Genomic DNA, 24,708 nt, shown 5'->3' with positions numbered 1-24,708 from the left:
GGCGGACCAGCCTTCCGGCCGAACGCCAGGATGGGAAACCAGCGCAGTGAGTGCACCGACGAAGCACAGGCCGGGCCGCGCATGACGGCTGAATTGCAGGCACCCGCGCGTTCGCTTGGTTCATGGACCGTCGGCGTCGTTGGGATCGCCGGGCTCATCGCCATCATCGCCGGGGTCTATGCCTCACCGGAGGCGCTCGTGGCCGTCGGCATCCTGATCGCCGCGGCTGTGGGTATTGGCTGGCCGCACTTCCTGCGCATCCCCGCCAAGAAGACCCTTGCCGCCGTGATCGCCCTGCCCGGCGCGGCCTCGGCAGTAGCCGCCGGCCTGGCCCCGGCCCCGGGGTACCTGGACTGGACACCGACATTTGTGGCGCTGGGGATGATGGCCGTCTTCGTAGTGCAGTTGATCCGCGGCACCGGCCAGGCGCAGCGGCTGGAATCCACCCTCGGATGCTGCGCAGGCGTCCTGCTGTCCTGCCTGGGAGCGGGCTGGATCGCCGGCGCCCGCTTTAACGGCGTCCGCGAGATGCTCCTGGTGGCGGCGATCAGCGCGGCCGTGGCCCTGCTTGCCGGGCTCATCCGCTGGCCGGACAGCATCGTGGCGCCGCTGGGAGTGGTGCTGGCCGGACTGGCAGGTCCGCTGGCCGGACTGGTCCTGTCCGATATCGCCGTCCTGCCGGCCGCCGTCTTCGGCGTGGTGGTCGGCGCGGTCCTGGCCAGCTTCCGCCGCCTTGCCACACTCCGCGGCGCCCCACTGAACATCCCCGCCGCACTGAGCATGGGCCTTGCCCCGGTTTCGGCCGTGGGGTCCCTCGCCTACTTCATCGACAAACTACTCATCTACTAACGGGTTAGGATGGCACCATGTCCGTACTTGCTTTTGAAATCTTCTTCCTTGTCCTGCTCGGCATCGCGAGCCTGTCCATGGCCTGGTTCGCCGGTTTCGTGGTCTACCGCCTCTTCAAGGGCCAGAAGTAGCCACCCCCTTTCCGGAGCCAGCCGCATCTGGAGGTAAGACCAATGCCTATTGAGATTCCTACAGACCTGACCCCAGAACTCGTCCCCCTTTCCTGGCTCATTGGTGAGTGGGAGGGCCGCGGCCGCCTCGGCAGCGGCGACGAGGATTCCGAACACTTCCTGCAGCACGTTTCGTTTACCCATAACGGCCTGCCGTACCTTCAGTACCGCGCCGAAAGCTGGCTGACCGACGACGAAGGGACGCGGCTGCGGCCGCTGACCGTCGAGACAGGTTTCTGGGCACTGGAGCGCAAGCAGTTGGATGCCGACGGCGGTCCCGGCCTGGTGCCGGCAGACATCGTGCCGGTGTTGAAGAGCGCCGACGAAGTGGAAGCGCTGCGGAACAAGGACGGCGGCTTCGACATCTCCGTGTCAATTTCGCACCCGGGCGGGATCTCGGAGCTGTACTACGGGCAGATCAAGGGCCCGCAGATCCAGCTGACCACCGACATGGTGATGCGCGGCAGCCACTCCAAGGACTACAGCGCGGCCACCCGGATCTTCGGGCTGGTGGACGGCAACCTGTTGTGGCGGTGGGACGTTGCCACCGGCGGTGAAGCCGGTAAGGGGTTGGAGGCCCACGCCTCCGCGTTCCTGCACCGCGTTTCCTGAGCAGGGTTCCACCCTAATTCCAGGGAACCCGGAATACCGCAGACCCGTGAGGACTTCTACTTCATATGACTACGCCCAGCCCTTTGTTGTCGCGACCCGGCGCCGTCGAGGCCGCCGGCCCTGACGCCGGTGTCGCCGCCCACTACGGTGAGCCGCTGCGCGAGCAGCGCGCCCTCGCAGCCGGATCCGCCGTCGTCGACCTTTCCCACCGCGGCGTGGTTACCGTCACCGGACCGGACCGGCTGAGCTGGCTCAACACCCTGTCCTCCCAGCAGGTGGCAGCCCTCAAGCCCGGCGAGTCCAGCGAGCTGCTGCTCCTGAGCGTCCAGGGCCGCATCGACTTCGACGCCCGGGTGGTTGACGACGGCGGGACCACCTGGCTGATCGTGGAGGCCGCCGAGGCCGCGCCGCTGGCTGAGTACCTCAACCGCATGAAGTTCATGCTGCGGGTGGAGATCGCCGACGTTTCGGCGGACTGGGCCGTTGTGGGCAGCACCCGTGCCGTGCCCGAATGGTCCGGCCACCTCGCCTGGCAGGACCCGTGGCCGCACGTGGGCGCCGGCGGCTACTCTTACGCAACTGTTTCCGAAGAGAACCATCCAGGCGTGGACCGGCCCTGGTTCGAGTACCTCGTCCCTGCCGCCGAACTGGAGGACGCCGTTGCCAGCCGCCCGCTGGCAGGCGTGCTCGCCGCCGAGGCCCTGCGCATCGCCGCCTGGCGCCCCCGGATCGGCGCCGAAACCGATGACAAGACCATTCCGCACGAACTGGACCTGCTGCGCACCGCCGTGCATCTGGCCAAGGGCTGCTACAAGGGGCAGGAAACCATCGCCCGCGTCCACAACCTGGGCCATCCACCGCGCCGGTTGGTCTTCCTGCAGCTGGACGGCTCGCAGCACACCCTGCCCGCCGCCGGCAGCCCGGTCCTGGCGGGGGAGCGGAAAGTAGGGACCGTGACTTCCGTGGTGCAGCACTACGAGATGGGGCCCGTGGCCCTGGCGGTCATAAAGCGTTCCGTTGCCCCCGATGAGATACTGACGGTCCTGGACGGCGACGAGCCGTATCCAGCCGCCCAGGAACTCATCGTCGGCCCCGACGCCGGCCAGGTTGTGGGGCGCCAGACCGGATTCCTGAGGGGGCCACGCTGATGACCGAAAACACCACGCCCGTCCACGTTGGGACAGAGGCAGCGGAAAGGCCCGACGACGACGCGCTGGCTTTGGCGCATGCGCTCTTCCAGGCTGCGCGGGAGGGCAACAGTGCGCTGCTGGGTGCCTACCTGGACGCCGGCGCCCCCGCCACCATGACGAACGCTGCGGGGGATTCCCTGCTGATGCTGGCCGCGTACCATGGCCACGCCGGCACCGTTGAGCTGCTCCTGCAGCACGGGGCCGACGCCAACACCGCCAACGACCGGGGGCAGACACCCCTCGCCGGTGCGGCATTCAAGGGTTACACGGACGTGGCCCGGGTCCTGCTGGGCGCCGGAGCGGATCCGGACGCCGGTGCGCCGTCGGCCCGTGCCGCCGCGCAAATGTTTGCCCGCACGGAGATCCTGGACCTGCTGGGCTAGCCTCACCCCGTGCCCCCCGCGGCACAGCCACAACTTCAAAAGGATGACCGAGTGGAAAACGTAGAAAAGCCCTGGCCGGCGTTGTGGTCCCTGGTGATCGGGTTCTTCATGATCCTGATCGACACCACCATCGTGTCCGTGGCCAACCCCCGCATTATGGAAGGCCTGCACGCCGACATCAACGCGGTGATCTGGGTGACCAGCGCCTATCTGCTGGCATACGCCGTCCCGCTGCTGATCACCGGCCGCCTGGGCGATAGGTTCGGTCCGAAGAAGCTCTACCTCACCGGCCTGGTTGTCTTCACCCTCGCTTCACTGTGGTGTGGCCTGTCCGGTGATGTCCGGATCCTGATTGCCGCCCGCGTCCTGCAAGGCCTTGGCGCGGCGATGATGACCCCGCAGACCATGGCCGTCATCACCCGGATCTTCCCGCCGGACCGCCGCGGTTCAGCCATGGCCGTCTGGGGCGCAACTGCCGGCATGGCCACCCTGGTGGGCCCCATCCTCGGCGGTGTCCTGGTGGACGGCCTTGGCTGGGAGTGGATCTTCTTCATCAACGTTCCCGTCGGCGTCGTGGGCTTCATCCTGGCGCTGCGCAACGTGCCGGCCCTCAGCACCCACCCGCACCGGTTCGATATCCCCGGCGTACTGCTCAGCGCCGTCGGGCTGTTCCTGCTGGTGTTCGGCATCCAGGAGGGCGAAACCTACAACTGGGGCACCATCGCCGGTCCCATCAGCGTGTGGGGCCTGATCATTGCCGGCATCGTGGTGCTGGCCGCCTTCGTCGCATGGCAGCGGTTCAACAAGGGCGAGCCGCTGCTGCCGCTGGGCCTGTTCCGGGACCGGAACTTCTCCCTCGCCAACATCGGCATCACCACCGTGGGCTTCACGGTGACGGCCTTCAGCCTGCCGCTGATCTTCTACTACCAGCTGGTCCGTGGCCTCACCCCCACGCAATCGGCCCTCATGATGGTGCCCATGGCGCTGATCTCCGGCGGACTTGCCCCGGTGGTGGGCAAGCTGGTGGACCGGGTCAACCCGAAATTCATTACGGCCACCGGCCTGGTGCTGATGGCGGTGGCGCTGCTCTGGAACTCGGCACTGATGCAGCCCGACACACCCATCCTGATGTTCCTGCTCCCCAGCGCTGTCCTGGGCTTCGCCAACGCCGGCATCTGGGCTCCGCTGAGCACCACGGCCACCCGGAACCTGCCCCCGCGCCAGGCCGGCGCCGGGTCAGGCGTCTACAACACCACCCGCCAGATCGGCGCGGTCCTGGGCAGCGCCGCCATTGCCGTGCTGATCCAGTCCCGGCTCGCCGCCGAGCTGCCCCAGGGAGGGCCCGGCGGGGCGGCCGGCGAAGGCCTTGCGATGGGCGGCTCGCTGCCCGAGTTCCTCCACAGTGGATTTTCGACGGCGATGGGCCAGTCCATCCTGCTGCCCGCCGGGGTGATCCTGGTGGGGGCGGCGGTTGCGTTGTTCTTCGCCAAGCCCCAGCCGGTCCAGGGCTGGAGCAGCCAGGGCCGGCTGGGCGCCGGGGCCCAGGGCCAGGACGGTGGCCAGGCGTCAGCGAAGGTGGACGCTGGTCTGGATTCCGCCGGCTGAGAGGCCGAGTTTCCGGGCAAGTGCCAGGCATCCGGTGCTGCTGACATCCGCGCGCCATTGCAAGGTCAGCCCGGCGGCGAGTGCCTCGTGGGCCGCGATGGACCCAGCCAGTGCGCCCAGGCCCCGGCGGCGCCACTCAGGATCCACCAGCACGCCCATGTTGGCCAGCAGGCCTTCCCATTCCCCGTAGGCACCGCAGGCCAGGGGCACCCGCCTGCCGTCCAGCTGATGCACGATGGTGAAGCGGTTCTCCAGGTCGGAAAGGCCCACTTCGTTGACGTCGTCCGGCGGGCAGCGTCCTTCCAGCTCGATCGCCTCGGGGTTGCCGTGCGAGACGGTCAGTTCCTCGGACGGCTGCTGAAGCGGCAGGTCGTCCGCGAAGAACAGGGCAGCTGCACCCAGCCCGTGGCCGCCGCGTTCCCTGGTCAGTTTCAGGAGCGTGACGTGGTGGGCCATTTGTTCATCAGGGATGTCCGCAGCGGCATCGATCACGCTCTGCGGGCCCACCAGCGCAGAACTCCCGAACAACCGCACGAACTCCACGGTGCGGCACGATTCGTCGGCGCGGACAATCCTTTTCCCGGACGCCAAAGCGTCACCGAAAGCGTCGTCGTCAAGGCCCAGCCGGCGCGCCCAAGCAAGCTGGATAATGGCCGCAGAGCCGGGATCGAGTGTCATGGTCCCAGCCTAGGGCGGCCCGGGGGGCTTAGCCGAACGGACAGGCCTAACCGAACAGGACTGCAGCTTCGTCGTACCGGTTTTGCGGGACGGTCTTGAGCTGGCCCAGCGCTTCCTCGAAGGCCACGTGGCGGATGTCGGTGCCCTTGAGCGCCACCATGGTGCCCCAGTAGCCCTCCACCACGGAGTCGATGGCGGCCATGCCCAACCGGGTCGCGAGGACACGGTCGAAGGCGGACGGGACGCCGCCGCGCTGGATGTGGCCCAGGATGGTGGCGCGGGTTTCGATGCCGGTTCGGGCTTCGAGTTCGGGGGCAAGCTGGTCGGCGATGCCGCCCAGGCGGGGCCGGCCGAAGGTGTCCAGGCCGCGCTCGGAGTGCGGGCTCTCCATGTGTTCCGGCACGAATCCTTCGGCCACCACCACCAAGGGCGCACGGCCACGGTGCTGGGCTTCCTTGACCCATTCGGTGATCTGCTCGATGCTGATCTTCTGCTCCGGGATAAGGATGGCGTGGGCGCCGGCGGCCATGCCGGCATGCAAGGCGATCCAGCCCACGTGCCGGCCCATCACTTCGGCGATCATGCAGCGGTGGTGCGATTCACCGGTGGTGCGTAGGCGGTCGATGGCCTCGGTGGCAATCTGGACTGCGGTGTCGAAACCGAAGGTGTAGTCGGTGGCGTCGAGGTCGTTGTCCACCGTCTTGGGGACGCCGACGATCTTCAGGCCGGCGTCGGTCAGGCGCTTGGCGGCAGCCAGGGTTCCCTCACCACCGATGGCGATGATCGCGTCGATGCCCAGCCGGTCCATATGGGCCTTGATGGCCTCGGGGCCGCCACCGTTTTCGAACGGGTTGGTGCGGGAGGTGCCCAAAATGGTGCCGCCCTGCTTGGCGATGCCGCGGACCATGGTGCGGGGGATGTCGATGATGTCGCCCTCCACCACGCCGCGCCAGCCATCGCGGAAGCCGACGAATTCCTGGCCATGGACGGCGATGCCTTTCAGCACCGCGCCTCGGATGACGGCGTTCAATCCGGGGCAGTCGCCACCGCTGGTGAGGATTCCAATTTTCATGTTCGGCTCAAATCCTGGGAGAAGGTTTACAGGCAGAGCGCCACGCTGAGCTCACCTAGAAGTGTAGTGGGGTGTGTGGGGTACGACACAAACCGGTTACATAAGGGTGCGCTGTCAAGAACCGGAGAACAGCGAAAGGCCCCTGCCTGGGCGGAACATCCGCGTCAGGCACGGGCCTTGGTCCGGTCGGTGGAAGCCGGGTCTGTTTCAGCGCCGGGTCAGGGGCTGGTCAGGGCCGGTTGAGCGACCGGCGGTCCAGGAACGTCTGGAGCAGGATCTCGTTGCGCTGGTCCGGAATGATGATCCATGCCAGGAGGTAGAAGATCACGGCGGGTCCGGGGAGCAGGCAGAACAGCAGGAACGCGATGCGCACGTAGGCTACGTCAACGTTTAGCTGCGCCGCGATGCCACCCAGCACCCCGCCAAGCCAGCGCTGCGGGCCGCGCTTCAGGCCAAAGCCCCTGACAATGCTGAAGAACTTATCCATGGTTCAAGACTTCCCTGTAGTTGGTTCGTTGTCACGTTTCCGCGCGGAGAGCAGGCCGCCCACCACCAAGGCCACGCCCGCCCCGATCATGAGGCCGATCAGGACGTAGGTGCCGTTGAGGGTGACGATGCCCAGTTGCGCCACGATGATCAGTGCCGCCAGTGCCAGGACGATCAGTCCCCACACCACCGTTCCCACCCTGGCAGGTGCCGGGCCCCCGGTGCCCGGTTCCGTCGTCGTGATGTTGCTGCTGTCCATGTCAGTTCCCTTCCTGGATGGTGACGTTGCTGAAGGTGCCGTCGATCTGCACCACCAGGCGGTTGCCCGGCCTGTCCGTGTTGTAGCTGCTTTCGCGGGTGGTGGTGCCGCCGCGCTGGCCGCTTCCTTCGTTCAGGTTGCCCATGGTCATGTCCGCCTTGATATCAACGGGCAGGTTCTGCGGGATCACCACGGTCACGTTGCTGGCGGTGATGTCCAGGGGAACCACGACGTCGGACGTCAGGGGGGCGGTTGGGGAGAGGCCCGTGAGGTCCACGGTTCCGCGGCCAGCGGTGATGTCGATGCCCCCGCGCGCCTCTTCGATGCTTGCCGGGTTCCAGTCCACCTGCTGGAAGCGCATCCGGCCGTCGTCCACCGTGTTGTAGACGCCACCGGTAACAAGGGCGATGACGGCGAAGAGGCTTAGGATGCCCGCGGTCCGGCCGCGGAAGCCCGCCACCAGGATGCCCAGGCCCAGGACCGCGGCCGCGCTGGCCCACACAATGGCGTTTGCGGACCCGCCCAGGTGGATGAGGTTGGCGGCGTCCAGTGCCTTGAGCCCGCCGCCCACCAGCAGGGCGCAGCCGGTTGCGATGGCGACGGCCGGGGCGCCGGGACCGGACGGCCGGGGCTTTGGCGGCCGCGGCGGGACCCACGGGGCGGGGTAGCTGCTTCCGCCGGGTACTCCGCTGCCGGGGCCGCCCGGTGAGCCACCGCCGGGTGCACCTGCGCCGGGGACCCTGCCCGGGGGAACGGTGCCGGCATACCCGCTGCCGGTTCCCGCGCCTGTGGTGCCGTAGCCGCCTTGGCTGGACCCCGTGCCACCGGGATAGGTGGGCGCACTGCCATAGGTAGGCGCCCCGCCGTAGGTAGGCGCACCGCTGCCGGACGCCGAAGGTTGGCCAGGTGCCGGTGCCGGAACCGTGCCGGCGGAGAAGGATGACGTGTAGCCCCTGCCGGAGTGTCCCATGGGGTGGGTCGTACCGTGGACTGGTCCGTGGCCGGCCACAGTGGGGTGGGCCTTGTTGCGCTGGGAGAGGTAGTAGACCAGGTAGATCGCGCCGCCCACCCAGAAGACGGTCCACAGCAGGCCGCTCAGCCCGTTGTGGCTCCACCCCCAGAACCCTCCACCCAGGCCCGTTAGTCCCAGGACGGTGGCGATCAGGGAGCCCGTCATGCCGCTTGACCAGCGCCCGGCGCCGGCTTCCTGCACGTGGATCCTGCCATCCGGCTCCGGAAGGAAGGCCCATGCCAGGCCGTAGAGCAGTACGCCGATGCCGGCCAAGAGGGTCAGGACGATGAAGACGCCGCGGATGATGATGGGGTCCACATTCAGCCGGTGGGCGATGCCGCTGCACACGCCGCCGATCCACCGGTCGTTGCCCCGGTAGATACCGTGACTGCGGATCCAGCCGAAGAAGTCCGTGGAAGGGGCTGGAGGCGGGCTGTTTTGGAAGGCGTATCCGTTGCCGGGAGCAGCGCCGGGGTTCACATCAGCACCAGGGCCCGAACCTGCACTATCTCCAGCGGAGGGATCCGGCGCAGGCGCAGGGGGCGTCGAATCGGAAGATGCCAGCGGCTCGGTGGGCCGCTCGCTGCCCGTACCTCGCGGCCCTTCAGGGAGAGGTTCGGCAGGGTGTTCGTCGTCGGGGGAGGGAGTCTGCGAGTTCATACCTCGATCCTCCCGTCCGGGCCGGTTGCCGCTCTACTGGGGGAAACCCTGAACCGTCCCTGAGCTGTCCCCGGGAACAGGCCGGATGCGGTCCGGGCCACCCTGATCCGTGCTTGGATTGATCCATGACAACCCTCCCGGCACGCCCGCCCCTGGCACGGAGCAGCGACCGTGTCATCGCCGGGGTGTGTTCGGGCCTGGCCGCTCACCTGGGCTGGCCGGTCAAGAACGTCCGGTTGGGCATGGTTCTCGCCTCCTTCGCTGGCGGTGCAGGCCTGGTCTTCTACGCGTGGCTGTGGATCATGGTTCCCACGGCGGATGAGGCCGCCCGCCGCAATGCCCGCCGCCCGGCGTCGCCCATTGCCCCGGCCGTAAGCCAGCCAATGCCGGGCCAGCCGATTCAGGGCCCGGCCACCCCGGGCTATCCGGCGCAGGGAGCAGCGCCCGACGCCGGGACGCCAACAGGAGCCGACGGTTCCGTCCCTGACGGCCCGGCATCCGCCGCCCCACCATGGTTCCGGGTGCGCGGCATGCGGTACGGCAAGGAAATCCTCCTGGGCTGCGGGCTCCTGCTGGTGGCCGGAATCATGATTGCCCAGCTGCTGGGCGTGGACGTCTCCCTCGGCACGCTGATCCCCGCCGCCGCCGTTCTGGGCGGCGCCTCCATCGCCTGGATGCAACTGGACGAAACCCGGCGCGCCGGACTGGTGGACAAGACCAAGGCGGACCAAGCCGGCGGATGGGGGCGGCTCGCCGCCGGACTGGCCCTGGTGGTGGCCGGCGTGCTGGTGATGGTCTCCGGCTCCGGATCGTGGGAACAGACGTGGCTCGCGCTGCTTGCCTCCGTGGCCGTGCTGGGCGGGGTGGTGCTGGTCCTGCTGCCGTGGGCGCTGAAGTTCTGGCGCGACCTGGAGGCTGAGCGGGCCGGCAGGATCCGGGAGACGGAACGGGCGGAGATCGCTGCCCATCTCCACGATTCCGTGCTGCAGACGCTCGCCCTGATCCAGCGGCGGGCGGGGAATGAGCACGACGTCGTCCGCCTGGCCCGCGCCCAGGAACGTGAGCTGCGGGGCTGGCTGTTCCAGGACCCGGGCCGCGAAAGCGGGCAACTCTCAGACCGCATCAAGGCGGTTGCCGCCGAGGTGGAGGACCTGCTGGGCAACGCCGTGGAGGTGGTCACCGTTGGTGATGCGGCCATGACGGAGGCACACGAAGCCCTGGTCCAGGCCAGCCGCGAGGCTATGCTCAACGCGTCACGCCACGGCGGCGGCACCGTCTCGGTCTACCTTGAGGCTTCGGACGGGCAGGCAGAGATCTTCATCAAGGACAGGGGGCCCGGCTTCGAGCTGGGCGACGTACCGGCGGACCGGCTCGGTGTGCGGGAATCGATTGTTGGCAGGATGAAACGCCACGGTGGTTCGGCTGCCATCCTCAGCACGGGGGACGGCACCGAGGTCCGGCTCAAGCTGCCGGCTGCAGCAGAACATGCGGAAGGGAAATCATGAACACGACCCAGGGGACAGGTGCACCCGGGACAGGTGCCGGAAGCGGCCGCCCCGCTAATTCCGTGCGGGTGGTCATCGTGGATGACCATGCCATCTTCCGGTCCGGCCTGAAAGCCGACCTCGACGCCAGCATCCAGGTGGTGGGGGAGGCCGCCACTGTTGAACAGGCCATCGCCGTGATCGCGGAACAGCGGCCCGACGTCGTCCTCCTGGACGTACACCTGCCCGGCGGCCTTGGCGGCGGCGGCCGGGAAGTCATCGCCGGTTCCGCGGCATTGCTGTCCACCACGCGCTTCCTGGCCCTGAGCGTCTCCGATGCGGCCGAGGACGTGGTGGCCGTGATCCGCGCCGGTGCCCGGGGCTACGTCACCAAGACCATCTCCGGCGCCGAGATCACAGACGCCGTGTTCCGCGTGGCCGGCGGCGATGCCGTCTTTTCGCCCCGCCTTGCCGGGTTCGTCCTGGACGCCTTCGGAACCGCCCCGGCGGACATCGCCGACGATGAACTGGACAAGCTCTCCGCCCGCGAACTCGAGGTGATGCGGCTCATAGCCCGCGGTTACAGCTACAAGGAAGTGGCCAAGGAACTCTTCATCAGCATCAAGACCGTGGAAACCCACGTGTCAGCAGTGCTGCGCAAGCTCCAGCTCTCCAGCCGCCACGAACTGACCAAGTGGGCCGCGGAGCGCCGCCTCCTCTAAACCAAAGTTGCTCCATCACTTTTGGCAGCCATTTTCCCAACGCCCCATCACCTTTGGCGGCTTAAATCCAAACGCCCGCTCACTTTCCCCAAGAAAGTGAGCGGGCGTTTGGTTTGTCCCTGCCAAAAGTGAGCGGGCGTCCTACTGTGCCTTGCCGAGGAAGTCCTGCAGGCGCTGCACACCGGTGGCGAGGTCGTCGTCGCCCAGAGCGTAGGACAGGCGCAGGAAGCCGGAGGGTCCGAAGGCCTCGCCCGGAACCACTGCCACCTCAACCTCGTCGAGGATCAGCGAGGCCAGCTCGGCGGAGGTCTGCGGCGTGGCGGTGCCGGACGCCGTCGGGAATTCCTTGCCCAGCAGCGCGCGGACGTCCGCGTACACGTAGAAGGCGCCCTTCGGCGTCGGGCATTCCACTCCCTCGATCGCGTTCAGGCCGGCGACGATGGCCTTGCGTCGGCGGTCGAAGGCCACCTTCATCTCGTCGACGGCGGTCAGCGGCCCGGAGACAGCGGCGAGGGCGGCTATCTGCATGATGTTGGACACGTTGGAGGTGGCGTGCGACTGCAGGTTGGTGGCCGCCTTGATGACGTCGGTGGGGCCGATCATCCAGCCCACGCGCCAGCCGGTCATGGCATAAGTCTTGGCCACGCCATTGAGGATGACCACCTTGTCGCCCAGTTCCGGGGCAGCGGTGGCGATGGAGGTAAAGGGGACGCCGTCGTAGGTCAGGTGCTCGTAGATCTCGTCCGTGACCACCCACAGGCCCTTGGCGGCGGCCCATTTGCCAATCTCCGCCACCTGTTCCGGGGAGTAGACAGCGCCCGTTGGGTTCGACGGCGAGACGAACAGCAGGATCTTGGTGCGGTCAGTCACGGCTGCTTCGAGCTGGTCGACCGTCACCAGGTAGTCCTGTTCCGGACCGGCGAAGACCTCCACGGGGACGCCGCCGGCAAGCCGGATGGCTTCCGGGTAGGTGGTCCAGAACGGGGCAGGCACAAGGACTTCGTCGCCCGGATCCACCAGGGTGGCGAACGTGTTGTACACGGCCTGCTTGCCGCCGTTGGTCACCAGCACCTGTGACGGGTCAACCTTGTAGCCCGAATCGCGCAGGGTCTTTTCGGCGATGGCCTTCTTCAGCTCGGGCAGCCCGCCGGCGGGGGAGTAGCGGTGGAACTTGGGTTGGCCCGCAGCCTCAATGGCTGCCTGGACGATGTAGTCCGGGGTGGGGAAGTCCGGTTCGCCCGCACCGAAGCCAATCACCGGCCGGCCAGCTGCCTTCAGCGCCTTGGCCTTGGCATCAACGGCCAGGGTTGCGGATTCGGCAATGGCGGAAATGCGTTGGGAAACGCGGGCGGCAGACATGGCAGGTCCGTTCTTCGCTTGCAGCCCGGAGGCTGGAATGTGGATTCGACGATTTCTACTCTATGCTGTTCACCGGACCCTCCGGGGTGCCGGTTTTGATTTATGACTGCCCCGCGCAGCAGGTTTCAGGCCGGTGGTTCGGACGGGCCGGAACGGGCTGGTTTTACCTACGCGAAGTTCTTGCGTAGACTGGTTCACCGGTGTTGAAACACGGATGATGACGTGTGCCCCAGTTCGAACTGGTGTTGGGTCGTCAAAGAGTGGCATTCACTCCATAGGGTAGTGGCGCAATTGGTAGCGCAGCGGTCTCCAAAACCGCAGGTTGCAGGTTCGAGTCCTGTCTGCCCTGCGCAAGCTGTTCCGGGCGAAAGCCCGGAACAGGCGCAGCAACCATGGTTCTGATCAGGGCCGGGTAATCCACCATTGCAAAGATGAGCGAGGACCAGGTGACCGAAACAGCTGCCAGCAGCTCCAAGGGCCGCCCAGCTAAGAAGGAAGCCAAGGCAAGCTTCTTCGCCCGCATTGCACTTTTCGTCCGCCAGATCATCGGCGAACTGAAGAAGGTCGTTGCCCCCACCCGCAAGGAACTGATCAACTACACGCTCGTGGTGCTGGTGTTCGTGGCCATCATGATGGTCATCGTCAGCCTGCTGGACATAGGTTTTGGAACCGCTGTCAGCTGGATCTTCGGCGGTACCGGCTCCAAGGACAGCTAAGGCTGCACGGTCCGCAGGCCGCGTGTTCCGCCCGGGAAACCGGGAAGGATGCACCGGTGTGCGGAATTGAGCCATTTAAATAGGCATGTTAGGCAATGAGGAAGCAGGAGACCAAGTGTCTGAGCAGGAGCTCGAGGTAACCGAGACTGGGCTGGAAGAATCCCCGGACGTCACGGCAGAAGCCGGCGAAGAGTCCGAGGTTGAGTCCTCCGCGCCCGAATCCGACGACGCCGCCTCCGACGTTGCCGACGCAGACGCAGAAGCCGGCGACGAAGAGACCGACGCCCTTGCCGCCGCGGCCGCCACTGCAGCTGCAGACCCGGCCGAGGAATTCAAGGCCAAGCTGCGCCGCCAGGAAGGTGACTGGTACGTCATCCACTCCTACGCCGGTTACGAAAACCGCGTAAAGGCCAACCTTGAAACCCGCATCCAGACCCTGGACATGGAAGATTACATCTTCGAAATCCAGGTTCCCATGGAAGAAGTCGTGGAGATCAAGAACGCCCAGCGCAAGGTGATCAACCGCGTCCGCATCCCCGGCTACGTCCTGGTCCGCATGGACCTGACCGACGCTTCCTGGGGCGCCGTCCGGCACACCCCGGGCGTCACCGGCTTCGTCGGCAACGCACACAACCCGGTCCCGCTGCGCCTGGACGAGGTCTTCTCCATGCTCGCTCCTGTCTTCGAAGAAGAGCAGGCCGAGAAGGGCAAGCCGGTCAACAAGCAGAACCAGGCTCCCGTGGCCGTGGACTTCGAGGTCGGCGAGTCCGTCATCGTCAAGGAAGGCCCGTTCGAGACCCTTCCCGCCACGATCTCCGAGATCAAGCCCGAGTCCCAGACCCTCGTGGTGCTGGTCTCCATCTTCGAGCGCGAAACGCCTGTCACCCTCGCGTTCAACCAGGTCACCAAGATCTGAGAATCCTAGAATTCGTCCCGGCGCCGCCCGCTTAGCGGCACCGGAACGGCCGGCCGCCTTGCCATGGCGGCCAAAAACCTGAGGCACGCTCCTGTGCCCCAGGACGTTATTGAGAGAAGGACCCTACATTGGCTCCCAAGAAGAAGGTCACCGGCCTCATCAAGCTGCAGATCCAGGCAGGTGCCGCCAACCCGGCCCCGCCGATCGGTCCTGCGCTTGGCCAGCACGGTGTCAACATCATGGAATTCTGCAAGGCGTACAACGCTGCAACGGAAGCCCAGCGCGGAAACGTCATCCCCGTGGAAATCACGGTCTACGAGGACCGCTCCTTCACGTTCATTACCAAGACCCCGCCGGCTGCAGAGCTCATCAAGAAGGCTGCAGGCGTTGCCAAGGGTTCATCCACCCCGCACACCGTCAAGGTTGCCAAGCTGACCCAGGCCCAGGTCAACGAGATCGCCTCCACCAAGATGGAAGACCTCAACGCCACCAGCCTCGAAGGCGCAGCGAAGATCATCGCCGGCACCGCCCGCTCCATGGGCATCACCGTCGAGGGCTAGTAGCCCTTACCGCTGTCCAGCGTCAGGTAATTGACGACGACGGGCGGCACCGCCGGGAAACCGGCACCAACAAAATTCAAATGTTGGCCATCCGGCCGGATAACGAACCGGATTGGGCGACTGTGGCAGGGCCCAGCGCGGTCCGCAGACCACAACTGCACAAGGAGAAACAAGCAGCATGGCAAAGCGCAGCAAAGCATATGAGGCAGCAGCCGCCAAGATCGATGCAACCAAGCACTACGCACCGCTCGAGGCAGTAACGCTGGCTAAGGACACCAACCCGTCCAAGTTCGACGCCACCGTTGAGGTTGCTTTCCGCCTCGGCGTCGACCCCCGCAAGGCTGACCAGATGGTCCGCGGCACCGTCAACCTGCCCCACGGCACCGGTAAGACCGCCCGCGTCCTGGTCTTCGCCACGGGCGACAAGGCAGAGGCCGCAATCGCAGCCGGCGCCGACTTCGTTGGCTCCGACGACCTGATCGAAAAGATCGCCGGTGGCTGGACCGACTTCGACGCAGCCGTTGCCACCCCTGACCTCATGGGCAAGGTTGGCCGCCTCGGTAAGGTCCTGGGTCCGCGTAACCTGATGCCGAACCCGAAGACGGGCACCGTGACTCCCGATGTCACCAAGGCCGTCAACGACATCAAAGGTGGCAAGATCGACTTCCGCGTCGACAAGCACTCCAACCTGCACTTCATTATCGGCAAGGTTTCCTTCGACACCGCGAAGCTGGCCGAGAACTACGCAGCAGCCCTGGAAGAGGTTCTTCGCCTCAAGCCGTCCGCTGCCAAGGGCCGCTACATCCAGAAGGCCACCGTGGCCACCACGTTCGGCCCGGGCATCTCCGTGGACCCCAACGTCACCAAGGTGCTCACCGAGGCGTAGTCCTTGATTGAAGTTCCCGCCCTGGACTGATTCCGGAGCACCCGAAGACCGTCCCGGCGCAACAGCGCCGGGACGGTCTTCTTTTTGGACCCTTTGATGGTGATTGCCGCCGTCGTCCGTCCGTCTGCCCGGGGAGAAAAAGGGCCGTCGGCGCGCTCGGTCCCGGCATGGAATGCCAGCGGAAACCAGCATATGCTGGCGATAAATACCGCACTTGGATTCAAGCCTGCTGGCTATGAAGGTGAGTGGCACAAACGGCTGGGATGATGCCCGAATGGCAATAGACGTTAAGATCGAGCAGCTCTGGATTCCTGACTCACTGGACACCCCGGACGCTGCCGACTTCCTGGCGGCCGTGGAAGTGGGCCGCAAAGTGCGGATGCAGACCTGGGGAAGTGACGATCTCGCCTACGGTCCGCTCGAGAAGCTGCTGGAGTTCGCGGACCCGTATGAGCGCCAGCTGATCCTGGTGGCAAAGGTGGACGGCGCCATCGTAGGTACGGTGGACATCGCGTTGCCCCTGACCGACCACCTCAACCTGGCCGAGCTCACCCTGGACATCCTGCCGGAGTACCAGCGGCAGGGGGTGGGGCGCCGGCTGCTGGAGGCGGCCGAACACCTGGCCCGGGGCGAAGGCCGCACCATGATCCTGGTGGACACCAACCACCCCGGCGCGTCACTGCACGAGTTCGAGCAGGCCCAGCTTGTCCCCGGGTCAGGCCAGGGGTTCGTGCCGCTGGAGAGCCGGGAAGTGGAGTTCGCCCGGAAGACCGGATACACACTGCAGCACATCGAGCAGTTCAGCTCCTGCCTCCTGCCCCTGGACACCAAGCTGGTGGCTGACCTCCAGGCCGAAGCGGAGGAGGCCAACAACGGCAGGTACCGGTTGCACCACTGGACGGACCGTTGCCCGGAACGCTGGCTGGAGGCCGTGGCGGCCCTTGAAAACCAGGCCGGAGTGGACGTTGACCCGTCGCTGGATGCGCCGATTGAGCAGGACATGGTGTTCGACGCCGGCATCCTCCGGGAGGCGGAGGACGTCGCCATCGCGCAGGGGAGGCGGACGGTGGTCACCGCCGTGGAGCACATCGCCACGGGAACGCTGGTGGGACTGACCACCATCACGGTGCTGGCGCACCGGGCGGACGTCGTGTTCCAGGACGATACCCTGATCCTGCAGGAGCACCGCGGCAACAAGCTGGGCCTGCTGATCAAGGTGGCCAATATGGAACGGCTCAGCGAGCAGTTCCCGGATGCACGCATTATTTACACCTGGAATGCGCCGGAGAACCGGTACCTCCTGACGGTCAACAAGCAGCTCGGTTTCCGGACGGCGGGGGTAACGGGAATCTGGCAAAAAGAGCTTCCAACCCTGCGAACCAGCACCAGTTGAGCGCCGATTTGGCGGACGGGCGGCGCCTCGCGTAAGCTGGGGGTACCAAAGACCGTCGGTTGTTGGAAATCCACTCTCCTGAACATGGCTCAACTCTGTAGTCGTGCGCTGGGGACCACAGTGGCTTTCCGGACGAAGGACCCTCAACGCAGGGCGGCCGGCGCAGGTGAACGAAGCAAAGCTCCGCGGTAAAGCCGTGTTGAGCCAAGCCCCGTGCATCTGCGCGGGGCGTTTTTAGTTTTAGCTCTCTTGAGCGGGGACCGTCGAATACCGGCACTATCCCCGGAAGGAGGGTTATGGCAACGCCTACCAAGGTTTCAGCAGTAGCTGAGATCACTAACGATTTCAAGGAATCGAACGCCGCTGTCCTGACCGAATACCGCGGGCTCACCGTTGCACAGCTCAAGCAGCTGCGTGTTTCTCTCGGCCAGGACACCAAGTTCGCGGTCGTCAAGAACACCCTGACCGCCATTGCAGCCAAGGAAGCCGGCGTCGAAGCATTCGACGGCCAGCTTGCCGGCCCCACTGCAATCGCGTTCATCAAGGGTGACGCAGTTGCCGCTGCCAAGAGCCTGACGGATTTTGCCAAGGCCAACAAGCAGCTGGTCATCAAGACCGGTTACTTCGAGGGCAAGGCGCTGGACGCCAGCGAGGTTGCCGCACTGGCTGCCCTCGAGTCCCGCGAGCTGCAGCTCGCCAAGGTTGCAGGCGTCCTCAAGGCCCCTGCCGCCGCAGCTGCACGCATCATCGACGCACTGCGCCTCAAGCTTGAAGAAGAGAACGGTGCACCGGCAGCTGCCGAAGCGCCCGCCGCTGAAGAAGCTCCTGCCGCTGAAGCTGAAGCTCCCGCTGAAGCTCCCGCTGCCGAAGAGAACTAATTCTCTTACCCCCACCAGACTCCGGTGTTGGTGCGGCCCCGCGCCGTTCCGGCACCACAACAGGAAGGACGCCTACCATGGCGAAGCTCAGCAACGAAGAGCTCATTGAAGCTTTCAAGGAACTGACCATCATCGAGCTCTCCGAGTTCGTCAAGCTCTTCGAAGAGACCTTCGAAGTTACCGCTGCTGCTGTAGCCGTTGCCGGCCCCGCCGGTGGCGGAGCTGCTGAAGAGGTTGAAGAGAAGACCGACTTCGACGTCATCCTCGAATCTGCCGGTGACAAGAAGATCGCAGTCATCAAGGAAGTTCGCGCCATCACCTCCCTCGGCCTCAAGGAAGCCAAGGACCTGGTTGACAGCGCCCCCAAGGCTGTCCTCGAAGGCGCCAACAAGGAAGCTGCCGAGAAGGCCAAGGAGCAGCTCGAGGCTGCAGGCGCCACCGTTACCCTCAAGTAACAACGCCTTTTCCTTCGGAAACCCCGCCCACTGCGAAGCAGTTGGGCGGGGTTTCCTGCTTTAACCCGGTTTCGGCGCTAGCCGGGCTCGCTGATGTCAGCCACCACGGCACCCAGGGCGGCGGTCAGCGCGTCGGCATCGACAAAGGCACTGTAGCCGTGGGCGCCGGCCCCCATGGAGATGCGGCGTCCGGTGATGGTGGCATCCGCGTAGACGGGCCATGCGGTGGTGCTGCCCAGGGGCGTGATGGTTCCGCGCTCGTAGCCAGTCGCCTCCAGCGCCGTTTCGGCCGGTGGAAGCGACAGCTTGTTCACGCCAACCAGTGTGCGCAGCTTGGGCCAGGAGATCTGCCGGTCGCCCGGGATCAGGGCGAACAGGAAGGTCCCGTCCTTGTGCTTGACCACCAGGGATTTGACGATGTCCGCCGGGGTGATGCCCAAGATGCCCGCGGCCTCTTCGAGGCTCTTCGCTGCGGGCCGCTCCACCACCTCGACCTGCAGGCCACGGGCTTCGGCGTCGGCCAGGAACCGTTCCTGTCCAACGCCGTCCGCTCGGCTTCCGGATGCGCCCGCCATCAGTCGCGGTACAGCAGGAGGGCCTCGCCCTGCCCGCCCCCGCCGCAAAGGGATACGGCAGCCTTGCCGGTTCCGCGCCGCTTCAGCTCATGGGCGGCATGGGCGGCCAGTCGGGCTCCGGAGGCGCCGATGGGGTGCCCCAGTGCGATGGCACCGCCGTGGATGTTGCACTTTTCCAGGGGGTAGTCCAGGTCCTTGAGGGACTGGACGGCAACGGAGCCGAAGGCCTCGTTGATCTCGATGAAGTCAAGGTCGGAGGTGCTCCAGCCGGCCTTGCCAAGGGCATTCATGATGGCGTTCGAGGGCTGCGAGTGCAGGGAATTGTCAGGACCGGCAACCTGCCCGGGCTTTCCCACCACCGCCAGGTACTCCAGCCCGTGCTCCTCCGCGTAGCCGCGGGACGCGAGGACCAAGGCGGCAGCCCCGTCCGACAGGGGAGAGGAGTTGCCTGCCGTGATGGTGCCGTCGGTGACGAAGGCCGCGCGCAGGCGGGCCAGCGACTCCACCGACGTATTGGGGCGGACGCCTTCATCTGTATCAACTACCAGCGGATCGCCCTTGCGCTGCTTGACGCTGACAGGTGCGATCTCGCCGTCGAACGTTCCGTTCTTTGCCGCAAGCGCCGCGCGCTGGTGCGACTGGGCCGCTACGTTGTCCTGCGACGTGCGGTCAATGCCCAGCGTGAGGTTCCGCGTCTCGGTGGACAGGCCCATGGACTGTCCGTCAAAGGCGTCGGTCAGGCCGTCGTGGGCGGCAGCGTCCAGCGCCTGGATGGATCCGTAGGTCCAGCCCTGGCGCGATCCGGGCAGCAGGTGCGGGGCCCGGCTCATCGACTCCTGCCCGCCTGCCACCACCACCGCGGCCTCGCCGGCGCGGATCATCCGGGCGGCGTCGATCACCGCGGTCAGGCCGGAAAGGCACACCTTGTTGACCGTTACCGCCGGGACGTTCCATCCGATGCCGGCGCCGATGGCGCTCTGCCGTGCGGGGTTCTGTCCGGCGCCCGCCTGGAGCACCTGCCCCATGATGACCGCCTCCACGTCGGCGGCCTCCACGCCGCTGCCTTCCAGCGCGGCCTTGATGGCGTGGGCACCGAGGTCCACTGCCGTGAGGCTTGAGAGCTGGCCGTTGATCCGGCCCTGCGGAGTCCGTGCCGCCCCGAGGATGACAACGTCGCTGCTGTCAGGAGAGTTGACCATGGTTACCACTTTCAATCCGGTTCCGGTGTAGGCCACCAAGGCTATCGTGAGCCTGGTCACCCATCTATTCAAACGCTGGAACGCCTATGTGCATTCCGGCCTATGTGCATTCCTGGCCGGGGAGCGGTCCCCAATGGCGCATTGTGCACGACGGCGGCCGCTTGCGTAGGGTGGATGGCGAGGCTTGCGGGGGACGCGCTTTGCGGGGAAACCGGCCGGCAGGCGGGACGGACGGAGTGGGGATCGTGAAGAAGACAGTGATAACGGCAGCGGTCGCGGTAGTCGCAGGCTGCGCGCTGGCAGGCTGCTCCGTGTCCACGCCCGCCCCGGCGGAATCGTCCCAGGCCGGCCCGTCTTCTTCGGCCCCGGCCCTCGAAACGAAGGGCAGCAGCCCTTCAGGTACCGGCACGGCAAGCCAGGGCGCCAACGCGGCCGCCACCCGGGAAGCCTGCGAGCTCTTCAACAAGCTGGTGGCGGACTATGGCGCCGTGTCGCCCACCGACTCCAACGGCTACGAGGACGTGTACCTGAAGGCCCAGGACGCAAAGGACACGGTGTCCGGTGACCTTCGGGGACTGTTCAGTTCCCTCGGCCTGCTGGCGCTGGACAAGTCCTCGGCAGCGGAGTCCAGCGGCAAGCCGGCGAAGGAATCCCAGGACGCAGTCAGGGATGCCGTCTTCGCCAACTCCGCGGCGTGCACTGCGGCCGGTGTAACGCTCCGGCTTTGACCTCGGGGGCCCGGGAGGCCTGTGCTGGGAGCCGGATATCCGGTGCTTGCAATCCGACCGGATGTGGGGTAGACAACGAAGGTTGTTTTGCCGTATCGTAGATATTTGCGTCTTCCCTGTTTACCTTCAGCCTTCATATAGCGGTGGGCTTCGCCCGGCAGCTGGCAATCAACGTGCCGTAACAACGGTCACAGCATAGCTAGTTTCGGGTCCCGGGTCATATAGCGGAACCGGATGGTAGCGCTGCGGAGTCACTTCGCAGGGTGCACAGCGGGGGAGATCTGAAAACGCCTGAAGGTCTGTGGAAGGATCCCTCTTGGTCGCCTCGAGCACCTCTAATAACGAAACCGCTAACACTGCCGACAGCACTGATGGTGCCACTCGCCGGCTCTCATTCGCAAAGATTCACGAACCTCTTGACGTTCCGAATCTGCTTGCCCTGCAGACGGACAGCTTTGACTGGCTGGTCGGCAATGAGCGCTGGCAGGCACGCGTGGCAAAGGCTGTCGAAGAAAACGATCTCAGCGTCGCCACCACGTCCGGCCTGTCGGACATCTTCGAAGAGATCTCCCCGATCGAGGATTTCCAGGGCACCATGTCCCTGAGCTTCTCCGATCCGGAGTTCGCTGACCCCAAGTACACCATGGCTGAGTGCAAGGACCGGGACGCCACCTACTCGGCTCCGCTGTACGTCAAGGCCGAGTTCATGAACAACAACACGGGCGAAATCAAGCAGCAGACCGTGTTTATGGGTGACTTCCCGCTGATGACCGAGAAGGGCACCTTCGTCGTCAACGGCACCGAGCGTGTCGTCGTCTCCCAGCTGGTCCGTTCGCCGGGCGCCTACTTCGAGCGTGCCGCTGACAAGACCAGCGACAAGGACATCTTCACCGCCAAGATCATCCCGTCCCGCGGTGCCTGGTTCGAACTCGAAATCGATAAGCGCGACCAGGTCGGTGTCCGCCTCGACCGCAAGCGCAAGCAGTCCGTCACCGTCCTGCTGAAGGCACTTGGCTGGACCGAAGGCCAGATCCTCGAAGAGTTCGGCCAGTACGACTCCATGCGGGCAACCCTGGAGAAGGACGCCACCGAAACCCGCGAAGACGCCCTGCTGGACATCTACCGCAAGCTGCGTCCGGGCGAGCCGCCCACCGTCGAGGCTGCCCAGTCCCTGCTGGACAACCTGTACTTCAACTCCAAGCGCTATGATCTGGCCAAGGTTGGCCGCTACAAGATCAACCGCAAGCTGGGCATCGACCGCTCCCTTGGCGACAAGGAAGCTTCGGTTCTGCACGTTGAAGACATCGTTGCCATGATCAAGTTCCTCGTCGCGCTGCACGCCGGCGAGAAGACCATCAAGGGCACCCGCGATGGCCAGGAAGTGGACTTGCGCGTCGAAATCGACGACATCGACCACTTCGGCAACCGCCGCATCCGCGCCGTGGGCGAGCTCATCGAGAACCAGGTCCGCACCGGCCTGTCCCGTATGGAGCGCGTTGTCCGCGAGCGTATGACCACCCAGGACGTCGAGGCCATCACGCCGCAGACCCTGATCAACATCCGCCCCGTGGTTGCAGCCATCAAGGAGTTCTTCGGAACCTCCCAGCTGTCGCAGTTCATGGACCAGAACAACCCGCTGTCGGGCCTGACCCACAAGCGCCGCCTGTCGGCCCTTGGCCCCGGTGGTCTGTCCCGTGACCGCGCCGGCATGGAAGTCCGTGACGTGCACCCGTCCCACTACGGACGCATGTGCCCCATCGAAACCCCTGAAGGCCCCAACATTGGCCTGATCGGTTCGCTGGCATCCTACGGACGCATCAACCCGTTCGGCTTCATCGAGACCCCGTACCGCCTGGTCAAGGACGGCGTCGTGTCCGACGACGTCCAGTACCTGACGGCCGACGACGAAGCCGAGGTGCTGATCGCCCAGGCCAACGCGCCGCTGGACGAGAACAACAAGTTCGCCGAAGACACTGTCCTCGTGCGTGCCCGTGGTGGTGGAGGCGAGCCCGTCCTGGTTCCGGCCGAGGACGTTGAGTTCATGGACGTTTCCCCGCGCCAGATGGTGTCCGTGGCAACCGCCCTGATCCCGTTCCTGGAGCACGACGACGCCAACCGTGCACTCATGGGCGCCAACATGCAGCGCCAGGCTGTGCCGCTGGTCCGCTCCGAGGCACCCGTTGTGGGTACCGGCATGGAGCGCGCCGCCGCCGTCGACGCCGGTGACGTTGTCATCGCCAAGAAGGCCGGTGTGGTCACCGAGGTTTCCGCCGAGCTCGTCATCATGCTCAACGACGACGGCACCGAGACCAACTACCGCATCAACAAGTTCGCCCGCTCCAACCAGGGCAACTGCTACAACCACCGAGTCCTGGTGAATGAAGGCCAGCGCCTGGAAGTTGGCGGCATCATCGCCGACGGCCCGGCAACGGACCAGGGTGAACTGGCACTCGGCAAGAACCTGCTCGTGGCGTTCATGTCGTGGGAAGGCCACAACTTCGAGGACGCCATCATCCTCTCGCAGCGCATCGTTGCCGAGGATGTCCTTTCCTCCATCCACATCGAGGAGCACGAGATCGATGCCCGCGACACCAAGCTTGGTGCCGAGGAAATCACCCGTGACATCCCCAATGTGTCCGAGGAAGTCCTCGCTGGGCTGGACGAGCGCGGCATCATCCACATCGGTGCCGAGGTTGAAGCAGGGGACATCCTGGTCGGAAAGGTCACCCCGAAGGGTGAAACCGAGCTGACCCCGGAGGAGCGCCTGCTGCGCGCCATCTTCGGCGAGAAGTCCCGCGAAGTGCGCGACACGTCCCTGAAGGTGCCCCACGGCGAGTCCGGCACCGTTATCGGCGTGCGCGTCTTCGACCGCGACAACGACGACGAACTGCCCCCGGGCGTCAACCAGTTGGTCCGCGTCTACGTGGCCGCCAAGCGCAAGATCACCGACGGCGACAAGCTCGCCGGCCGCCACGGCAACAAGGGTGTTATCTCCAAGATCCTCCCGATCGAGGACATGCCCTTCCTTGCCGACGGCACGCCCGTTGACATCGTCCTGAACCCGCTGGGTGTTCCGGGCCGTATGAACGTGGGCCAGGTGCTCGAAACGCACCTCGGCTGGGTTGCCAAGACCGGTTGGAAGATCGAAGGCGAGCCCGAATGGGTCAAGCAGCTGCCTAACCTGCCGCGTGAGAGTGGTCCCACCACTGTTGCAACGCCGGTGTTCGATGGCGCCCGCGAAGAGGAAATCACGGGCCTGCTGGATTCCACCAACGTAACCCGCGATGGTGACCGCCTGATCAACTCGTCTGGCAAGACGCGCCTGTTTGACGGCCGCTCCGGCGAGCCGTTCCCGGATCCGATCTCGGTCGGCTACATGTACATCCTGAAGCTCCACCACCTGGTGGACGACAAGATCCACGCACGCTCCACCGGTCCGTACTCCATGATCACGCAGCAGCCGCTGGGTGGTAAGGCACAGTTCGGTGGCCAGCGCTTCGGTGAAATGGAAGTGTGGGCCCTCGAAGCTTACGGCGCCGCCTACACGCTCCAGGAACTCCTCACGATCAAGTCGGATGACATCCACGGTCGTGTGAAGGTCTACGAAGCGATCGTCAAGGGCGAGAACATCCCCGAGCCGGGCGTTCCCGAATCCTTCAAGGTCTTGATCAAGGAAATGCAGTCGCTGTGCCTGAACGTGGAAGTTCTTTCTACGGACGGAACCACAATTGAAATGCGTGACTCTGATGACGCAGTCTTCACGGCTGCGGAGGAACTGGGCATCGATCTGTCTCGCGCAGAGCCCAGCTCCGTAGAAGAGGTCTAGCAGGCGCCCGTACGACGGCGGGTGGGAACCCGCCG

At 65.7% G+C, this 24,708-nt stretch carries 24 protein-coding genes, 1 tRNA gene and 1 pseudogene; 18 read left to right on the top strand and 8 right to left on the bottom strand.

The window, feature by feature from the left end; genetic code table 11:
• Positions 1–81 precede the first annotated feature (81 nt).
• From JCQ34_RS13740 to JCQ34_RS13720, 5 genes are all read left to right on the top strand, one after another.
• Positions 82–849 (top strand): permease, encoded by a 768-nt coding sequence (locus tag JCQ34_RS13740; RefSeq protein ID WP_286398254.1) that lies wholly within the window; start codon positions 82–84, stop codon positions 847–849.
• A 173-nt stretch (positions 850–1,022) separates the two neighbouring features.
• Entirely contained in the window at positions 1,023–1,631 is a 609-nt protein-coding gene (locus JCQ34_RS13735; protein WP_142133067.1) for an FABP family protein, read from the top strand.
• Positions 1,632–1,696: 65 nt separating this feature from the next.
• The gene (locus JCQ34_RS13730) at positions 1,697–2,779 is read left to right on the top strand and encodes a YgfZ/GcvT domain-containing protein (protein WP_286398252.1); all 1,083 of its coding nucleotides are present in this window, start codon (positions 1,697–1,699) and stop codon (positions 2,777–2,779) included.
• Positions 2,779–3,204: an ankyrin repeat domain-containing protein gene (locus tag JCQ34_RS13725; protein WP_286398250.1), complete on the top strand. Its 426-nt coding sequence runs from the start codon at positions 2,779–2,781 to the stop codon at positions 3,202–3,204. Before JCQ34_RS13730 ends, JCQ34_RS13725 begins: the two co-directional genes overlap by 1 nt.
• A 51-nt stretch (positions 3,205–3,255) precedes the next feature.
• A complete protein-coding gene (locus JCQ34_RS13720; RefSeq protein ID WP_286398248.1) occupies positions 3,256–4,809 on the top strand; it encodes a DHA2 family efflux MFS transporter permease subunit in 1,554 nt (517 codons plus the stop codon).
• On the opposite strand, the gene JCQ34_RS13715 is transcribed toward JCQ34_RS13720, so the two are convergent.
• From JCQ34_RS13715 to JCQ34_RS13695, 5 genes are all read right to left on the bottom strand, one after another.
• Positions 4,771–5,487 carry a GNAT family N-acetyltransferase gene (locus JCQ34_RS13715; RefSeq protein ID WP_286398246.1) on the bottom strand — a complete coding sequence of 239 codons (717 nt, stop codon included), beginning with the start codon at positions 5,485–5,487 and terminating at the stop codon, positions 4,771–4,773. The two genes, JCQ34_RS13720 and JCQ34_RS13715, sit on opposite strands and share 39 nt — an antisense overlap.
• Before the next feature lie 46 nt (positions 5,488–5,533).
• Entirely contained in the window at positions 5,534–6,559 is a 1,026-nt protein-coding gene (locus JCQ34_RS13710; protein ID WP_286398244.1) for an ATP-dependent 6-phosphofructokinase, read from the bottom strand.
• A 229-nt stretch (positions 6,560–6,788) separates the two neighbouring features.
• On the bottom strand, positions 6,789–7,046 hold the full coding sequence (locus JCQ34_RS13705; RefSeq protein ID WP_142133071.1) for a PspC domain-containing protein: 258 nt from the start codon (positions 7,044–7,046) through the stop codon (positions 6,789–6,791).
• Between the two features lie 3 nt (positions 7,047–7,049).
• Entirely contained in the window at positions 7,050–7,304 is a 255-nt protein-coding gene (locus JCQ34_RS13700) for a hypothetical protein (RefSeq protein WP_286398242.1), read from the bottom strand.
• 1 nt (position 7,305) lies between these two features.
• Positions 7,306–8,976: a PspC domain-containing protein gene (locus tag JCQ34_RS13695; protein ID WP_286398240.1), complete on the bottom strand. Its 1,671-nt coding sequence runs from the start codon at positions 8,974–8,976 to the stop codon at positions 7,306–7,308.
• Between the two features lie 125 nt (positions 8,977–9,101).
• Between JCQ34_RS13695 and JCQ34_RS13690 the strand changes: the two genes are divergently transcribed.
• Positions 9,102–10,481 carry an ATP-binding protein gene (locus JCQ34_RS13690; RefSeq protein ID WP_286398239.1) on the top strand — a complete coding sequence of 460 codons (1,380 nt, stop codon included), beginning with the start codon at positions 9,102–9,104 and terminating at the stop codon, positions 10,479–10,481.
• The gene (locus JCQ34_RS13685; protein ID WP_286398238.1) at positions 10,478–11,182 is read left to right on the top strand and encodes a LuxR C-terminal-related transcriptional regulator; all 705 of its coding nucleotides are present in this window, start codon (positions 10,478–10,480) and stop codon (positions 11,180–11,182) included. Before JCQ34_RS13690 ends, JCQ34_RS13685 begins: the two co-directional genes overlap by 4 nt.
• A 141-nt stretch (positions 11,183–11,323) precedes the next feature.
• On the opposite strand, the gene JCQ34_RS13680 is transcribed toward JCQ34_RS13685, so the two are convergent.
• Positions 11,324–12,541 (bottom strand): pyridoxal phosphate-dependent aminotransferase, encoded by a 1,218-nt coding sequence (locus JCQ34_RS13680; protein ID WP_286398236.1) that lies wholly within the window; start codon positions 12,539–12,541, stop codon positions 11,324–11,326.
• A gap of 276 nt (positions 12,542–12,817) precedes the next feature.
• Between JCQ34_RS13680 and JCQ34_RS13675 the strand changes: the two genes are divergently transcribed.
• The 9 genes and pseudogenes from JCQ34_RS13675 to rplL all read left to right on the top strand — a co-directional run bounded on the left by JCQ34_RS13675 (position 12,818) and on the right by rplL (position 18,345).
• Positions 12,818–12,890, top strand: a tRNA-Trp gene (locus JCQ34_RS13675).
• A gap of 82 nt (positions 12,891–12,972) precedes the next feature.
• Complete coding sequence (secE, locus tag JCQ34_RS13670) at positions 12,973–13,257, top strand: preprotein translocase subunit SecE (RefSeq protein WP_286398234.1); 285 nt, start codon at positions 12,973–12,975, stop codon at positions 13,255–13,257.
• A 115-nt stretch (positions 13,258–13,372) separates the two neighbouring features.
• Positions 13,373–14,173: a transcription termination/antitermination protein NusG gene (gene nusG, locus JCQ34_RS13665; protein ID WP_142133077.1), complete on the top strand. Its 801-nt coding sequence runs from the start codon at positions 13,373–13,375 to the stop codon at positions 14,171–14,173.
• A 128-nt stretch (positions 14,174–14,301) separates the two neighbouring features.
• Positions 14,302–14,733 carry a 50S ribosomal protein L11 gene (gene rplK / locus JCQ34_RS13660; RefSeq protein WP_018760472.1) on the top strand — a complete coding sequence of 144 codons (432 nt, stop codon included), beginning with the start codon at positions 14,302–14,304 and terminating at the stop codon, positions 14,731–14,733.
• A gap of 178 nt (positions 14,734–14,911) precedes the next feature.
• Positions 14,912–15,619 (top strand): 50S ribosomal protein L1, encoded by a 708-nt coding sequence (rplA, locus tag JCQ34_RS13655; protein WP_286398230.1) that lies wholly within the window; start codon positions 14,912–14,914, stop codon positions 15,617–15,619.
• Between the two features lie 135 nt (positions 15,620–15,754).
• Positions 15,755–15,886: pseudogene (locus JCQ34_RS13650) on the top strand (GNAT family N-acetyltransferase); the annotation flags it as partial.
• A 7-nt stretch (positions 15,887–15,893) separates the two neighbouring features.
• Positions 15,894–17,012 carry a GNAT family N-acetyltransferase gene (locus JCQ34_RS13645; protein WP_286398228.1) on the top strand — a complete coding sequence of 373 codons (1,119 nt, stop codon included), beginning with the start codon at positions 15,894–15,896 and terminating at the stop codon, positions 17,010–17,012.
• A gap of 296 nt (positions 17,013–17,308) precedes the next feature.
• Entirely contained in the window at positions 17,309–17,890 is a 582-nt protein-coding gene (gene rplJ, locus JCQ34_RS13640; protein ID WP_255172854.1) for a 50S ribosomal protein L10, read from the top strand.
• A gap of 77 nt (positions 17,891–17,967) precedes the next feature.
• Positions 17,968–18,345, top strand: coding sequence for a 50S ribosomal protein L7/L12 (gene rplL, locus JCQ34_RS13635; RefSeq protein ID WP_018760467.1), 378 nt, complete (start codon positions 17,968–17,970; stop codon positions 18,343–18,345).
• Positions 18,346–18,422: 77 nt separating this feature from the next.
• On the opposite strand, the gene JCQ34_RS13630 is transcribed toward rplL, so the two are convergent.
• Positions 18,423–18,920, bottom strand: coding sequence for an aminoacyl-tRNA deacylase (locus JCQ34_RS13630; protein ID WP_286398227.1), 498 nt, complete (start codon positions 18,918–18,920; stop codon positions 18,423–18,425).
• Positions 18,920–20,119 carry an acetyl-CoA C-acetyltransferase gene (locus JCQ34_RS13625; RefSeq protein ID WP_286404517.1) on the bottom strand — a complete coding sequence of 400 codons (1,200 nt, stop codon included), beginning with the start codon at positions 20,117–20,119 and terminating at the stop codon, positions 18,920–18,922. The genes JCQ34_RS13630 and JCQ34_RS13625 overlap by 1 nt, the downstream gene beginning before the upstream one ends.
• Positions 20,120–20,364: 245 nt before the next feature.
• Here JCQ34_RS13625 and JCQ34_RS13620 point away from each other — a divergent pair, with 245 nt between their 5' ends.
• Together JCQ34_RS13620 and rpoB are read left to right on the top strand one after the other, a co-directional pair.
• Positions 20,365–20,847 (top strand): hypothetical protein, encoded by a 483-nt coding sequence (locus JCQ34_RS13620; protein WP_286398225.1) that lies wholly within the window; start codon positions 20,365–20,367, stop codon positions 20,845–20,847.
• A 316-nt stretch (positions 20,848–21,163) separates the two neighbouring features.
• The gene (gene rpoB, locus JCQ34_RS13615) at positions 21,164–24,673 is read left to right on the top strand and encodes a DNA-directed RNA polymerase subunit beta (protein ID WP_236799115.1); all 3,510 of its coding nucleotides are present in this window, start codon (positions 21,164–21,166) and stop codon (positions 24,671–24,673) included.
• Positions 24,674–24,708 lie beyond the last annotated feature (35 nt).

Source organism: Pseudarthrobacter defluvii (assembly GCF_030323865.1).
Classification (GTDB): domain Bacteria; phylum Actinomycetota; class Actinomycetes; order Actinomycetales; family Micrococcaceae; genus Arthrobacter; species Arthrobacter sedimenti.
The sequence above is the reverse complement of the archived record's forward strand: the minus strand, read 5'-3'. Positions and strand labels throughout refer to the sequence as shown.

Excerpts from the sequence above, each read along its gene's own strand:
- JCQ34_RS13740 (WP_286398254.1), top strand. The coding sequence starts at position 82 with ATGACGGCTGAATTGCAGGCACCCGCGCGTTCGCTTGGTTCATGGACC.
- JCQ34_RS13735 (WP_142133067.1), top strand. The coding sequence starts at position 1,023 with ATGCCTATTGAGATTCCTACAGACCTGACCCCAGAACTCGTCCCCCTT.
- JCQ34_RS13730 (WP_286398252.1), top strand. The coding sequence starts at position 1,697 with ATGACTACGCCCAGCCCTTTGTTGTCGCGACCCGGCGCCGTCGAGGCC.
- JCQ34_RS13725 (WP_286398250.1), top strand. The coding sequence starts at position 2,779 with ATGACCGAAAACACCACGCCCGTCCACGTTGGGACAGAGGCAGCGGAA.
- JCQ34_RS13715 (WP_286398246.1), bottom strand. The coding sequence starts at position 5,487 with ATGACACTCGATCCCGGCTCTGCGGCCATTATCCAGCTTGCTTGGGCG.
- JCQ34_RS13710 (WP_286398244.1), bottom strand. The coding sequence starts at position 6,559 with ATGAAAATTGGAATCCTCACCAGCGGTGGCGACTGCCCCGGATTGAAC.
- JCQ34_RS13705 (WP_142133071.1), bottom strand. The coding sequence starts at position 7,046 with ATGGATAAGTTCTTCAGCATTGTCAGGGGCTTTGGCCTGAAGCGCGGC.
- JCQ34_RS13700 (WP_286398242.1), bottom strand. The coding sequence starts at position 7,304 with ATGGACAGCAGCAACATCACGACGACGGAACCGGGCACCGGGGGCCCG.
- JCQ34_RS13695 (WP_286398240.1), bottom strand. The coding sequence starts at position 8,976 with ATGAACTCGCAGACTCCCTCCCCCGACGACGAACACCCTGCCGAACCT.
- JCQ34_RS13690 (WP_286398239.1), top strand. The coding sequence starts at position 9,102 with ATGACAACCCTCCCGGCACGCCCGCCCCTGGCACGGAGCAGCGACCGT.
- JCQ34_RS13685 (WP_286398238.1), top strand. The coding sequence starts at position 10,478 with ATGAACACGACCCAGGGGACAGGTGCACCCGGGACAGGTGCCGGAAGC.
- JCQ34_RS13680 (WP_286398236.1), bottom strand. The coding sequence starts at position 12,541 with ATGTCTGCCGCCCGCGTTTCCCAACGCATTTCCGCCATTGCCGAATCC.
- secE (WP_286398234.1), top strand. The coding sequence starts at position 12,973 with ATGAGCGAGGACCAGGTGACCGAAACAGCTGCCAGCAGCTCCAAGGGC.
- rplA (WP_286398230.1), top strand. The coding sequence starts at position 14,912 with ATGGCAAAGCGCAGCAAAGCATATGAGGCAGCAGCCGCCAAGATCGAT.
- JCQ34_RS13645 (WP_286398228.1), top strand. The coding sequence starts at position 15,894 with ATGGCAATAGACGTTAAGATCGAGCAGCTCTGGATTCCTGACTCACTG.
- rplJ (WP_255172854.1), top strand. The coding sequence starts at position 17,309 with ATGGCAACGCCTACCAAGGTTTCAGCAGTAGCTGAGATCACTAACGAT.
- rplL (WP_018760467.1), top strand. The coding sequence starts at position 17,968 with ATGGCGAAGCTCAGCAACGAAGAGCTCATTGAAGCTTTCAAGGAACTG.
- JCQ34_RS13630 (WP_286398227.1), bottom strand. The coding sequence starts at position 18,920 with ATGGCGGGCGCATCCGGAAGCCGAGCGGACGGCGTTGGACAGGAACGG.
- JCQ34_RS13625 (WP_286404517.1), bottom strand. The coding sequence starts at position 20,119 with ATGGTCAACTCTCCTGACAGCAGCGACGTTGTCATCCTCGGGGCGGCA.